13 protein-coding genes are annotated in these 13,667 nt (G+C 63.2%); 9 read left to right on the top strand and 4 right to left on the bottom strand.

The annotated features are described in order from the left end of the window. Positions 1 to 3 precede the first annotated feature (3 nt). Complete coding sequence (locus R2834_17840; GenBank protein ID MEZ4702200.1) at positions 4 to 891, bottom strand: DJ-1/PfpI family protein; 888 nt, start codon at positions 889 to 891, stop codon at positions 4 to 6. Here R2834_17840 and R2834_17835 point away from each other — a divergent pair. The 7 genes from R2834_17835 to R2834_17805 all read left to right on the top strand — a co-directional run bounded on the left by R2834_17835 (position 890) and on the right by R2834_17805 (position 8,159). Next, entirely contained in the window at positions 890 to 1,558 is a 669-nt protein-coding gene (locus R2834_17835) for a DUF4159 domain-containing protein (GenBank protein ID MEZ4702199.1), read from the top strand. The two genes, R2834_17840 and R2834_17835, sit on opposite strands and share 2 nt — an antisense overlap. Positions 1,559 to 1,717: 159 nt before the next feature. After that, complete coding sequence (locus R2834_17830) at positions 1,718 to 2,071, top strand: hypothetical protein (GenBank protein MEZ4702198.1); 354 nt, start codon at positions 1,718 to 1,720, stop codon at positions 2,069 to 2,071. 154 nt (positions 2,072 to 2,225) lie between these two features. Further along, entirely contained in the window at positions 2,226 to 3,533 is a 1,308-nt protein-coding gene (glyA, locus tag R2834_17825; GenBank protein MEZ4702197.1) for a serine hydroxymethyltransferase, read from the top strand. Positions 3,534 to 3,902: 369 nt separating this feature from the next. Then, positions 3,903 to 4,502 (top strand): orotate phosphoribosyltransferase, encoded by a 600-nt coding sequence (locus R2834_17820; protein MEZ4702196.1) that lies wholly within the window; start codon positions 3,903 to 3,905, stop codon positions 4,500 to 4,502. Between the two features lie 49 nt (positions 4,503 to 4,551). Further along, positions 4,552 to 5,433, top strand: coding sequence for a twin-arginine translocase subunit TatC (gene tatC / locus R2834_17815; protein MEZ4702195.1), 882 nt, complete (start codon positions 4,552 to 4,554; stop codon positions 5,431 to 5,433). 105 nt (positions 5,434 to 5,538) lie between these two features. Beyond that, positions 5,539 to 7,191 carry a S41 family peptidase gene (locus R2834_17810; protein ID MEZ4702194.1) on the top strand — a complete coding sequence of 551 codons (1,653 nt, stop codon included), beginning with the start codon at positions 5,539 to 5,541 and terminating at the stop codon, positions 7,189 to 7,191. 119 nt (positions 7,192 to 7,310) lie between these two features. Beyond that, on the top strand, positions 7,311 to 8,159 hold the full coding sequence (locus R2834_17805; protein MEZ4702193.1) for a sulfite exporter TauE/SafE family protein: 849 nt from the start codon (positions 7,311 to 7,313) through the stop codon (positions 8,157 to 8,159). A 93-nt stretch (positions 8,160 to 8,252) separates the two neighbouring features. Here the strand turns inward: R2834_17805 and R2834_17800 are convergent, their stop codons facing one another. Continuing rightward, positions 8,253 to 8,453: a dodecin family protein gene (locus R2834_17800; GenBank protein ID MEZ4702192.1), complete on the bottom strand. Its 201-nt coding sequence runs from the start codon at positions 8,451 to 8,453 to the stop codon at positions 8,253 to 8,255. A gap of 101 nt (positions 8,454 to 8,554) precedes the next feature. On the opposite strand from R2834_17800, the gene R2834_17795 reads away from it, so the two are divergent. Both R2834_17795 and R2834_17790 read left to right on the top strand, forming a co-directional pair. Beyond that, entirely contained in the window at positions 8,555 to 9,733 is a 1,179-nt protein-coding gene (locus R2834_17795) for a M20/M25/M40 family metallo-hydrolase (protein ID MEZ4702191.1), read from the top strand. Further along, positions 9,730 to 10,350 (top strand): class I SAM-dependent methyltransferase, encoded by a 621-nt coding sequence (locus tag R2834_17790; GenBank protein MEZ4702190.1) that lies wholly within the window; start codon positions 9,730 to 9,732, stop codon positions 10,348 to 10,350. Before R2834_17795 ends, R2834_17790 begins: the two co-directional genes overlap by 4 nt. 639 nt (positions 10,351 to 10,989) lie before the next feature. On the opposite strand, the gene R2834_17785 is transcribed toward R2834_17790, so the two are convergent. Both R2834_17785 and R2834_17780 read right to left on the bottom strand, forming a co-directional pair. Further along, positions 10,990 to 12,693, bottom strand: a complete 1,704-nt coding sequence (locus R2834_17785; GenBank protein ID MEZ4702189.1) for a potassium/proton antiporter — start codon at positions 12,691 to 12,693, stop codon at positions 10,990 to 10,992. A 114-nt stretch (positions 12,694 to 12,807) separates the two neighbouring features. After that, positions 12,808 to 13,581 (bottom strand): SDR family oxidoreductase, encoded by a 774-nt coding sequence (locus R2834_17780; GenBank protein MEZ4702188.1) that lies wholly within the window; start codon positions 13,579 to 13,581, stop codon positions 12,808 to 12,810. Positions 13,582 to 13,667: the final 86 nt, after the last annotated feature.

Genomic DNA, 13,667 nt, shown 5'->3' with positions numbered 1-13,667 from the left:
CGATCAAGGAGCCATAGGGAAGGAGGATGCGAAGAGGGCATCGTGAGACGGGGTGACTACGAGAGGAAGGCGCGCGGGATCCCAATCCCATACGAGCCCCTCCGCAATCAGACGGGCGTGTTCGGCGCTGTAGAGCCGCTCGACGAGGTAGAACGCCGGCTCATAGCTCATCGCACCGCCCACCGACGTGATGTATTTGTCGTCCGCGACGAGGCGCACGTCGTAGCGCACGTCGATTTCCGGAAACCGCGTGGCGAACGCGTCCCGGTCGCCGGGGAAGGTCGTCGCCACGCGGCCGTCGAGCGCGCCGGTGGCGGCCAGCGGAAACGCGCCGTCGCATACCGTGATCACGAAGCGGGCCTTCGCCACGGCCTCGCGGAGCCACGACATAAACGCCTCGTTGCGGAGGTCGGCCTCCATGCTGTTTCCCGTGCTGGGGATGACGAGGATGTCGATGGGTGGGGCCGTCTCGAACGAAAAGTGGGGCTGCACCGTGATGCCTTCGAAGGTCGTGACGGGCCGGCCGTCGGGCGACACGATAAACGGCATCATATACCGCGTCTCGTCCCGAAACAGCGTGTGGTGCACGACGTCGTACGGAGCCATCAATTCCGAATTGAAGACCTGATCGAGGGCGACGAAGCCGACGCGCAGCACCTCGCCGCCCGCCGCCTCGGCCTGCGCCGCGCTGGCGAGTTCGGCGCGGATGAAGGCATCGGGAGCGCCGGTCGGGTCGTCCGGAGCGGGGGTGCAGCCGGCGGCGAGCAGGATGAGGATCCAGAGTACCCGGAAACCCCGCCCGCCGGCATGCCGTACGTTGTCCATGATCGCTCGTCCGCCCCATGAGGACCGGGCGCCCGATTTCAACTCCTGATCCCTACCGATCTTCATGCGACAGCTCCTCCGTTCGCTTTTTTTCATCGCGATGTGCCTGGCCGCGATTCCTGCGCCGGCGCAAGATCAGTATAGCATGCACATCGCCCGGATCAAATATGGCGGCGGGGGCGACTGGTATGGCGACGAGCAGTCCCTCTGGGAGCTTCTCGCCTTCGCCCGCCGGGAGACGCTCATGGATGTGGCGCCCCGGGAGGACGTCGTCGAGCTCAGCAGCGACAAGCTGTACTCCTATCCGTACGTCTACCTCACGGGCCACGGCAACGTGCGCTTTACGGCCGACGAAGCGCGCCGGCTGCGCCATTATCTCGAGGGCGGGGGCTTTCTGCACATCGACGACAACTACGGACTGGACCGGCACATCCGACGCGAGATGAAGAAAGTCTTTCCCGAACAGGAATTTGTCGAGCTGCCCTTCGACCACCCGGTTTTCCATTCCCACTTCGAATTTCCCGCCGGTTTACCCAAGATCCACGAGCACGACGGCAAGCCGCCGCAGGGTTTCGGGTTGTTCGTGGACGGCCGTCTGGTCGTCTTTTATTCGTACGAAAGCGACCTGGGCGACGGCTGGGAGCCCAAGGAAGTACACCATGTGCCGGATAATATGCGCCTCGCGGCCTTGCGAATGGGCGTGAACTTGCTTTCTTATGCGATGACGCATTGAGAGGACTTGCACACGCCGGCTCACTCCTTGCTCTCGCCCACACCTGCCGGGAGCATGTCAAACGAGCAGGCGTTGTAATGCCGGGTTAACTTTTGCATCCGGGGCTCCGTCTAACCGGGTTGCCTGCCATCAGCGCAATCATAACACCAGACCAAGCCTATGCGCACGTTGTCTATCTTTCTGTTCGTCGCCATCGTGACCTTGCTCGTCTATAACCCGACCATGGACGATTTCAGGGACTTTGTCGAGGCGGAGACCGCGAAGCGTGAACGCGAGATGGCCATGGACAACATCGTCGGCCGCATGCTCACGGGAAACCAGGTGAACATGAACACCTCGATCATGGGCAGTTCCACCGAGCGCAACAACTTCCTGTTGTTCAGCACCTACAAAGTGTCGCTGCTGGATGCGGAAGACGCCCTTCTGGAGTGGCGGTATCTGGGGATCGGCAGCTTTTTCATTGAGATGGAAGCGCCCGCTTCGATCGACCTGCACGCCGTCCCGGGTGGTTGAAATTCACAAAGCGGGCGATCCTTTTTTATTACCTTGCGCCGTTCAATGAGCGAGCCGGCTGCGTGCCGCTCTCCGTGGGCGCGTGGTTCTTCACGCAGGATGTGAACACCTCCCGATCGGCTCGCCTCTTCCGGTTGTTATCCTCGTATCGTCCATGTCCGAACTGCAAGATCGCGATCCCGAGCTCTTCGACATCATCCAGCGCGAAGTCCGCCGCCAGAACGAAGGGTTGGAACTAATCGCCTCCGAAAACTTCGTGTCGCGCCCGGTGCTCGAAGCGATGGGCTCCGCCCTGACCAACAAATACGCGGAAGGGCTGCCCGGCAAGCGGTACTATGGCGGCTGTCAGTATGTGGACCTGGCGGAGGAGCTTGCCCGCCAGCGCGCGATGAAGCTGTTCGATTGTGACTGGGTCAACGTCCAGCCGCATTCCGGCGCCCAGGCGAACGCGGCGGTGTACCTCACGCTGCTGGAACCCGGCGACACGCTGCTCGGGCTGGACCTTGCGCACGGCGGCCACCTGACGCACGGGAGCCCGGTCAACTTTTCGGGTCTGCTCTACAACGCCACGTTTTACGGTGTGGAGCGGGAGGGCCCGCTGGCCGGCCGGATCGACATGGACAAGGTCCGCGATACGGCGCGGCGCATTCGGCCGCGGCTCCTGTCGATCGGCGCCAGCGCCTACCCGCGCGATTTCGACTATGAGGCGTTCCGGAGCATCGCCGATGAAGTCGGCGCCTTCCTCTGGATGGACATGGCCCATACGGCCGGCCTCATCGCCGCCGGCGTGCTCAACAACCCGATGCCGCACGCCCACATCGTCTCGACCACGACGCACAAAACGCTGCGCGGCCCGCGCGGCGGGATGCTGCTGATCGGTCGCGACTACGACAACCCGCTCGGCAAGACGGCCCCGAAGTCCGGCCGCCTCAAAAAAATGAGCGAGCTCTTCGACTCCGCCGTCTTCCCGGGCATCCAGGGCGGGCCGCTCATGCACGTGATCGCCTCGAAAGCCGTGGCCTTCGGCGAGGCGCTGCACCCCTCGTTTGCCGACTATGCCCGACGCGTCGTGACAAATGCCGGCGCGATGGCTTCCGCCTTCACCGAGAAGGGCTACGACCTGGTATCTGGCGGCACCGACAACCACCTGATGCTGATCGACCTGCGCAACAAGAACATCTCCGGCAAGGATGCCGAGATCGCCCTCCAGCAGGCCGACATCACGGTGAATAAAAACATGGTGCCCTTCGACGACAAGAGCCCCTTCGTCACGAGCGGCATCCGGATCGGCACGCCGGCCATGACGACGCGGGGCTTCGGTGCGGACGAATTCCGGCAGGTGGTTTCGCTCATCGACCGCGTCATCGCCAACCCGGCGAATGATCAGGAAATCGGTCGCGTGCGCGGTGAAGTACATGCCCTCTGCGAGCGCTTTCCGCTTTACGACTTCGTCACCGCATGAGCCGGAACGGATCTTGATAAGAACGGTTCGATCCGAACGCCTTGACGGAGCAGAACGGACTTCGTGTCGTTCCCCCCTTCGCGAAACGCCCATATTCCGCCAAAACAGGTCGTTTCGAAAGAGAACGAAGTCCCGCTCCCCGGCTTCGAATTGATCTGATTGAGACTGATACGGAAACGTATTTAAGTGATACGGAACTGCCGGCCGTTTCCGGCGATCGCTTCCCCAGGCAGGAATCATCTGCGACGCTATGGCGACGTCATGCGATTACCCCTATCCAGCATGCCGGGCCCGGCCGAGCGGCCTCTGCCCTACTCGTTTTTCCGTGAACGCAACTGAATCGTTAAGCAGCTTTTCGCAGGACGCCTTATGAGTCAATCCTCGACGAGCACCGCGCTGAACTCCTCAACGTACGCCGAACTCGTGGATCTCGGGCGGCGCCTGTACGAGCAATCGCTCGTGCGGCGAGAAACGGAATTCATCACCGACCCGCGCGGTCATCCCATCGGGTGGTTGCTCGACACCCGCATCCCCATGCTCAACGGGAGCATGTTCCGCGAGGTGGGGGAAGTGCTCGGGGATCGCCTGCGCGCCAAAGGGGTTTACCAGGTAGCCGGCTATGGTTTCGGCGCCTATTCGCTCGTGTGCGCGGTGCTGGCCGCATCCGGCGAGCCGGCCTTTCGGGGCGGCTTCATCCGGGACCAGCCGAAAAAGCACGGCCGGCGCCGGCTGGTCGAAGGTCCGCTGGACCGTTCGCAACCTGTCGTCCTTCTGGACGATATCCTGAATAGCGGCCGAAGCGCCGTTCGCGCCATCACTCTGTTGAAGAAAGACGACTTCGATGTCGTCGGCGTAACGACCTTGTTCAATTTCACCTGGAGCGGCGGCCGCAACCGGGTTGAAAGCGAAGGGATGTGGGTAGACTCGCTGCTGGATTTGAACCTGCGCGAAAGCACGCACTCTTCCTGACTCTGGCCGTTTCGTTGTACCTTGATCGCTCGCGTGAGTATACAACACGATGAAGCTCTTTGGACTCGGCAATTCATCATCCCAGGTAGCGCTGCCGTCTCACGGTGACGGCGCTTCCGATCCGTTGCTTCCTCCGAATGAAGAGGAAATGTCGGAAATGAGTTTCCTCGATCACCTCGAGGAACTGCGATGGAGCCTGTTCCGAGGCATCGGCGGGATTCTGGTGATCACGATCGTCTGCAGCTTTTTCAGCCGCTGGATCATCGACGAGCTGCTCCTCGGCCCCACGCGCGCCGACTTCTTCATGTACCAGTTGCTCGGCTTCGAGGCCAAAACGCTGCTGCTCCAGAATCGTATCCTCACCGGACAGTTCATGGTGCATATCGGCGTCATCCTCTCCGTCGGGGTCGTGCTCGGCTCGCCCATCTTCATCTATTCCCTCTGGAAATTTATCGAGCCCGGGCTCTACAAGAGCGAAAAACGGGGCCTCCGCTTCGCCGCGGTGTTCGCCACGATGTTTTTCATGCTCGGGATCGCCTTCGGCTATCTCATCATCACCCCGGTAGCGATCCAGTTTTTCTCGAACTACGAGATTTCCCCCCAGATCACCAACGATTTCGACATCTCGAAATACTTCACGATGGTGACGTTCTGGGCCTTTGGGACCGGGGTGCTTTTCGAACTCCCGGTGGTCATCTACTTCCTGGCCAAGGTAGGCATCGCGACGCCCCAGCGGCTCCGCCAATTCCGGAAGTATGCCCTCGTCGTCTCCATGATTCTGGGCGCCTTCTTTACGCCGCCCGACCCGTTCTCGATGGTTCTCGTCGCGACGCCGCTCTACCTGCTCTATGAGGCCTCGATCTTCGTGGCGGCTTCGGTGACCAAGAAGCGGGAAAAAGAGTTGCTGAAGCTGGATCAGGAGTCCGCCTGATCGCTGCGCGGCCGGTCCGGCGCCCCGATTTTTCTGGCGATTCACGACGCACCCGTTTCGGTGCGTCACACCCGTCGTTTCGTTTCCGAATACGAGGTGAACCCTATGTCGCATGTCGCTCGCCCGCTTCGTTATGCCGGCCTCGCTCTCGTCCTCGTCGCCTGTTTTTTCGCCGGCTTCTGGATGCCGCGCGACGACGACTTCTTCGCACTCCGCAAGAACTTCCAGATCTTCGGCGCACTCTACGAAGAGCTTGTGACCGGATATGTGGATCCGGTCAACCCAGAGACGCTGATGCGCACCGGCATCGAGGCGATGCTCGAGAAGCTGGATCCCTACACCAATTTCTTCGACGAAGCCGATAATGCCGACATCGACATCATCACACGCGGACGGTATGCCGGCGTCGGTCTGAACGTCGGCATCCGGAACGAGAAGATCACGGTGATCTCGCCGGTGGAGGGCGCCAGCGGCTACCTCCAGGGGGTGCGCGCCGGCGACATCATCCTGAGCGTCGGCGGCAAGCCGACGGACGGGCTGACGCTGGCCGACCTGCGCGTCCTGCTGCGCGGCGAGCCGGGCACCGCCGTCGAGATCACGGTAGCCCGCGAAGGCACGCCGGCGCCGCTCGAATTCCTGCTCACGCGGGAAGAAGTGCAGCTCAAGAACGTGAGCCATTCGCAATTCGACCCGGCCACCGGCATCGGGTACGTCAAGCTCGAACGGTTTGCGCGGGAGGCGAGCGAGGAAGTGCGCACCGCCGTGAAGGGCATGCTCGAAACCGGACAGGTAAAAGGCATCGTACTGGACCTGCGGGACAACCCGGGCGGCCTGCTCGAAGAGGCCGTCGAGATCGTCCAGCTCTTCATCCCACCCGGGAAAGAAATCGTATCCACCCGCGGCCGGCTGCCGCAGACGGAGCGCTCGTACACGGGCAAGATGCCGCCGCTCGCGCTCGACATCCCGCTCGCCGTCCTCGTCAACAACGTCAGCGCCTCGGCCAGCGAGATCGTCGCCGGCGCCCTGCAGGACTACGACCGCGCCGTCATCATCGGCGAAACGACCTTCGGCAAGGGGCTCGTGCAGATCGTAAAACCGCTCCCCTACAACACGTCGCTCAAGATCACGACCTCGCAATACTTCATCCCGAGCGGACGCAGCATCCAGGCCATCGACTACCGGAGCCACGACGGCCAGTTCAACACGATCCCGGATTCGCTGCGTCGCGCCTTCACGACCGCCGGCGGGCGGACGGTGATGGACGGTCACGGCATCGAACCCGATCAGCGCGTATCCACGGGCGACGTGAGCGAGGTCGAGGCCGCCCTGCAGCGGCGCGCGGCGTTTTTCTTCTTCGCCAACTCCTTCGCCGCCACCCACCCGTCGATCCCCAAAGACTTCGAGGTGGATAACGCCGTCTTCAACGCCTTCAAGACCTGGCTCGCCGACCAGCAATTCGAGTACAAGACCACCGCCGAATATGCGGCGGACGAGCTGGCCGAAAGCCTGAGCGCCATCGGGTACGCCGGCGCCGGCGACGAAGCCGCGGCCCTGCAGAAAGCCATCCAGGCCGAAAAAGCGGCCGACTTCGATCGTCACCGTCCCCGCCTCGCCGAACTCCTGCGCGCCGAAATCCTCGCGCGGTATTATGGCGACTCCGCCCAGGTGGAGGCATCGCTCGCCGAGGACCCGCAGTATCGGGAGGCGCTGGCGGTCCTCGCGGACACCGGCACATACGGTCGGCTCCTGAAACCCTGATGCCGGGGTGAATCGGGATGGATTTACGTTGAAGCGCCCCGGCGGCGCGGCGTGACCTTGCATCCGGGGGCCTGGATTCCTTTTTTCCAGCTCCCGCTTCCCGAACCCGCCCCATCCTCATGGAGATCGCCCAACTCGTCACCCTCGTCGGCGCAGGCCTCGCGGCCGGATTTATCGCCGGCCTGCTGGGTGTCGGAGGTGGCGTGCTGTTTGCGCCGGTGCTGTTTTTCTATTTCGAGCACATCGGCATCGACCCCCTCGCCATCACCCCGCTTACGCTCGGCACCAGCCTGTTCTGCACCCTCGTCGCCTCGCTGGTCAGCGGGTATTTCCACTTCAAGAAAGGCGCCGTCGTGTTGCCCGTCGCCCTCAAAACGGGGTTATTGAGCGCGGTCACGGTGATCCTGATGACCCGTTTTGTCACGACGAAGTCCTGGTATGACGGCGACGTCTTTCAGATCGTGTTCGGGACGCTGCTGCTGGTGGTAGCCGGCCGGATGATCAAACAGACCCTCGACCAGCGAAACGCTGCGACGCCCGCACCGTCGGAAGCGGACCAGCCGGTCCGCGACGCCCCCTGGAGCAAGCTGGTCGGCATCAGCGCGCTGGTCGGCGTCGTTGCGACCGCCGCCGGCGTGGGCGGAGGCGTGGTGATGGTGCCGGCCTATTCCAACATGCTGAAGCTCCCCATCAAAACAGCGATCGGAACGTCCAGTGCGACCATCATCCTCATCGCCATCCTCAGCTCGGTCACGTACATCGTCGCCGGCCTGGGCGCTCCCGTCCCGGACAGCGCTATCGGCTACGTCGATTTCGGCCACGCGCTGGCGCTCGTGATTCCCGCCATCTTTACCGCCCGGCTGGGCGTCGGCGCCGCGCACCGCATGGATACCCGCCGGCTGAGATGGGCCTTCGCCGGCCTCGCCGTCATCATATCGATTCGGCTGTTCCTCCGCGCGATAGGCTGATTCGCGAGCGGCGGGCGAGGGGGAATGCGGGTTTGCGGTGTCTGTGAGCCTCTAAAGCCCCCTACGCGCCTATCCCGATCCCCCCGTCCCCACTCAGTCTTCGATCACGAAGGTGACCTTCGCGTTCACGCGGTATCTATTCACTTTGCCGTTGTCAACCAGCGCCTGGATGCCTTCGACATAGATGCTGCGAATGTGTTTGATCGTCTTCGAGGCTTCTTTCGCCGCGTTCTCTATGGCGCCCTGGAGGGTATCGCCTTCGGCGATGACTTCGATGACTTTTGCGATGGACATGAGAATCTCCGTTTGCGTTATATATCGAGGAAAAGCGCGTAATGGCGCGCATCGTGGGTTCGTGCCCTAACTTACGAACCAATCCCTTTAAACCCCAGCCTATGAACGACCTTACCGCTTGCGTTGCGTTCCTGCAGCGCCTGATCCAGACCCCGAGCCTGCCCGGCGAGGAAGAAACCATCGCCGGCCTCGTGTGCGCCGAAATGGAGCGTCTGGGCTACGACGACGTCGCGCTCGACAAAGCCGGCAACGCGATCGGCAAACTCGCCGGCCGCGGCGCGGCGCCGGCGATGATGCTCAACACGCATCTGGATCATGTGGACGTGGGCGATCCCGCGCGATGGCCGCATCCTCCGTTCGGCGGCGAGATCCACGACGACCGGGTCTGGGGACGCGGCGCGGTGGACATCAAGGGGCCGCTCGCTACCCAGGTGTACGGCGCGGCGCGGCTCAAACGAAAAGGCATCGTGCCGGCCGGCGACGTGTACGTGACCGCGGTCGTCTACGAAGAGATTGGCGGCCTCGGGGCCGACTACCTGACCCGTACCCTCACGCCCCCCTACATCGTCATTGGCGAGCCGAGCCGAAACGAACTGCGGCGCGGGCACCGGGGCCGGCTCGAACTCGAGTTGCACGTCACCGGCAAAAGCGTCCACGCGAGCGTGCCGGAGCGGGGCGTGAACCCGCTTGAGGTCGTCGCGGCGTTCATCACGGGACTGGCCGGCGTGGCGCGCGGCAGCGACCCCGATCTGGGCGAAAGTTCGTTCGCCCCGACGTTGATCCGTACGGACCAGATCAGCTCGAACGTCGTCCCCTCCGAGGCGTGGCTCACGATCGACTGGCGGAACGTACCGGGCGAGTCCGACGACGCCGTGATCGCCCGCCTCCAGGCCCTCGCGGATCGTTGCCTGATCCCCGGAGCCACCGCAACGGTCTCCATGCCCTCGACGCTTCGAACGAGTTACACGGGGTATGCCGTAGACCAGACCGCGAGCAACGGCCCCTTCATCACCCGTGCCGACGACCCGGCCCTCGTCGCCGCGCAGCAGGTGCTCGGCGCAGCGCTGGGCAGCGTCCCGGCGACGGGGCTGTGGCGTTTCGCGACGGACGGCGGCCACTTCATCCGGACCTCGGCTACCCTGATCGGCTTCGGCCCCGGCGACGAGGGCCTCGCGCACACCGTCGATGAGCACATCCCGATCGCACAGCTCGCCACCGCGCTGGACGCCTACGAAGCGCTGGCCGAACGCTGGACGGCGTCGATCGCCGGCGGATCATGAGCCTCGTCAAACGTTTTTTCGCGTGGTCGATGGCCACCGGCGACGCTGCGCAGGAGCGCATCTACGGCGCGATGAAACGCGCATTGTTCGCCGACATCGAGGGGACGGTCCTGGAACTGGGTCCGGGCACGGGTGTGAACCTGCCGTTCCTGCCTGCCGGCGTGGCGTGGACCGGCGCTGAACCGAACCCCCACATGCACCCGTATATCCGCCGCAAAGCGAGCGCACGGGGGTTGGACATCCGGCTGACCGCCGATCCTGCCGACTCGCTCTCGGCGCCTGACGCGAGCGTCGACGCCGTCATTTCGACCCTGGTGTTATGCTCGGTCCCCGACCAGGCCGCCGCGCTGCGCGAAATCCTGCGGGTGCTCAAGCCGGGCGGTCAGTTTTATTTCATCGAGCACGTGGCGGCGGAAGCCGGCCGGCTGCGCGCGGCGCAGCGGCTCATCAAACCCTTCTGGCGCGTCATCGGCGACGGCTGCTGCCCCGACCGGGACACCGGAGACCATATCCGGGAAGCCGGATTCGCCGAGGTTCAACTGGAGCGTTTCGACGCCCGGATGCCGATCGCTATCGTGCGGCCGCATGTACGAGGGATAGCGCGGAAGGCGGGATGAGCTTGCGCATTGCAAAATGGAAATCGCAAAGCGCAAATCGAATAGAGTTGATTCCCGTAGGTCAGGTTAGCGCAGCATAACCCGACATCAACGAGAATTGAATTACACATTCAAACACAGGAGCACAAGAGTTTATGAATATCCTCGATGACAAAAATGTCGTGATATTTATTGAGGCGCTTCTCTGTTTGTGTGTCCTTTACCATGTCATGCTGGACGTGAAGAACAAGCTTGTCGAACGAGACTCGGGGATTATTGCTGTGGTTACCCGAGGCGAAAAAAGCATGGCAAATATTCTATGGTCGTATGGGGTTCTTTGCGTAGTGCTAACTGCGATTATTGACGTATCGAGTGACATTGATGGGTTCAAGGCTATTCTAATTCTACTCAACTATTTGTTTCTCACCTATCTATTTCTATTCAGCCCCAGTTTTCGCAATCGCTTCATTCTATTATTTGGGGTCATACGTCAGGATTAGTACCCCATGTAATGCAGTTGCTCTTTCCTTGTCTTGCCAACTCGATGGGGGATCCATGCCAGTCATGAAATATTGCATGGATCCCCGCTTTCGCGAGGAGGACGAACACAAAGGTCCCGCATATCTCCGTAGGTCTGGTTAGCTAAGCGTAACCCGCTCGCTACGGCGTCGTACCGGGCGGCGTTATGCCGGCGTAGGTGAGCACGACATAATCCGGATCATCGCCAGCAACGACCTCGAAAGGGCCTAGCCTAGGCGTGATCCCCTCCTCCGCGTTTTCAAGCAGAGTCCCGATCGGCTCGGTCGACCAGGTCGGGCCCGGAATCCCGAAAAACCGGTGCAGTTGGCCGACGGTGCGCGACGCGTGAAACGCGAGGCGCATGCCCTCCGGCAGCGGCGGAGTCTCGGCATAAGGATCGAAAAGCCGGTCGATGAACGGCTTGAGCCTGCGGTGCATGGCGATGAAGGCATGGTCGCCGGGGCGCAGCGCCGTCGATCCGCGCGGCACGATGACTTCGTCGCCCCGCACGACGAGCGTTACCGCCACCCCGTCGGGCAGCGCAAGGTCGCGCAGCAGCTGGCCGGCGACGCGCGCCGAAGGCGCCACCGTATAGTCGACCACCTCGCCGTCCAGATGGCGCAGCGCGTTGATCTCGACCGTCAGGGGCGGAACGGACGCGGCCGGCTCGCCGATCCGCAGCCAGCGCGCTACGGCCGGCAGCGACCAGCCCTGGGTGAGCGCCGAGACGAGCACGACAAAAAACACCACATTGAACAGCAGCTCGCCGTGTTCGACGCCGGCCATGAGCGGGAAGGTCGCGAGCGTGATCGGCACGGCGCCTTTCAGGCCGACCCATGACAGGAACACCATCTCCCGGGAGCTAAACCGGAAGAGGAACGTCGACGCCGCCACGGCGAGCGGGCGAGCGACGAAGATGAGGACGATCGCGATGAGCAGACCGCGGCCGGCGACGGCGATGAGATGGCTCGGAAAACTGAGGAGCCCCAGCATGATGAACAGCAGGATCTGGCCGAGCCATGCCGCCGCGTCGTGGAAGAGGAGGATGCCGCGGCGGAAGATGACGAGCCGGTTGCCGAGCACGATGCCGGCGATGTAGACAGCAAGAAAGCCGCTCCCCTGGAGGACGGCAGCTACGCCGAACGCCAGGAGGCCGAAGGCGAAAGCCAGAATCGGGTAGAGCCCCGGGTGGTCGAGGTTGATCCGATCCACCGCCCACGCCGCCACATAGCCGACGCCGAGCCCCGCCAGGGCGCCGACGCCGAACTGGAGCACAAAAAGCAGCGCTAGCGCGCCGGCGGAGTCCGCCGTGCCGGTGATCGTGCCGATGAGCCCCAGCGTGAGAAAAATGGCCATGGGGTCGTTGGACCCGCTTTCGACTTCGAGCGTCGCCGTCAGCTGATCCGGCATCTTCAGACCGCTCGTGCGGAGGATCGAAAATACGGCCGCCGCGTCGGTCGATCCGATGATGCCTCCGAGCAGCATCCCGTGAAGGATGGGGATGCCGAGCACCCAGGCCGCGGCGAGTCCGGTCAGCGCCGAGGTCAGCAGCACGCCGATGGTGGACAACGAGAGCGCCGGCTTCCAGGCGGACCGCACCGACACCAGCGACGTACGCAGTCCGCCGTCGAACAGGATAAGCGCGAGCGCGACACTGCCGAGGCTGTTGGCGATTCCGTAGTTCTCGAACGGGATGCCGCCGAGCCCCTCCGAGCCGGCCAGCATGCCCACCCCCAGGAAAAGCACCAGCACAGGCATCCCCACCCGCGCCGCGAACTTGCTGGAGGCGATCCCGATGAGCAGGAGAATGCCGGCGAAGAGGATGAGGAGGCTGATCGAGACCATGAGGGTGCAACGGGGTGTCGGCGTGTCGCCGTGGTACCCCGCGGGCGGTGCATGGTTGCCTGGTGCGCGTTTCGACGGACGTCCGTGCCAGGTCTACGCGTTTAATGCCACCCGTTACGCCGCCGTCCACCCCCCGTCGACGGTCAGCAGCGACCCGACCATGTAGCTCGCGGCGTCGCTCGCCAGCAAGAGGGCCGCGCCCTGGATCTCCTTGAGTTCACCCCACCGTTTCAGGGCCGTCGCGCCGACGACAAACTTCTTTCCATCCTCCGTGTTCGCGATCGGTATGTTCATGTCGGTCAGGAAGGGGCCGGGGCAGATTGCATTGACGTTAATGTTGAAGGAGGCGAGTTCCAGACCGAGGGTGCGGGTCATCTGTACGACGGCGCCCTTGCTGGAGGCATAGGGTGTCCGTTGCGCCAGGCCAACCACCCCGAGGGTACTGGCGAGGTTGATGATCTTTCCCCCGCCGGCCTGCTTCATGAACGGCACCACCGCCCGGCAGGCGAGCCAGGTGCCGTCGACGTTCACCGTCATCACCTTCTTGAAATCGTCGTACGGCAGTTCGTCGATGGGGCCGCGAATGTTGATGCCGGCGCTGTTGATGAGGATGTCGATCCGGCCGAAAGCCTTCATGACTTCGTCCGCCATGGTAGCGGCTTCGGCTTCTACCGTCACGTCCGCCTGATGGTATCCGGTGCGCACGCCGTACGTCTCCGCCACGGCCTGCGCCGCGGCGCTCCCGTCGCCGCGGGCGACGAGGACGACGTTGGCGCCGGCGGAGGCGAGCGCTTCGGCCATCGCCAGGCCAAGCCCCCTGGTGCCGCCCGTGATGACGGCGGTACGTCCGTCGAGGTTGAAGAGCTTGATGCCGGGGAGTCGTTCCATGGTCGTTTGTTTTGCGTTGAAAGGCCGGCAGCAAGGTAGGCCCCGCGCACCCTGAATTCAACCCGGGGCCGACGCCCGGCGCGTTG

This window comes from Rhodothermales bacterium (genome assembly GCA_041391505.1).
Taxonomy (GTDB): domain Bacteria; phylum Bacteroidota; class Rhodothermia; order Rhodothermales; family JAHQVL01; genus JAWKNW01.
Note: the sequence above shows the minus strand (reverse complement) of the source record. Positions and strands in the feature narration are given on the sequence as shown.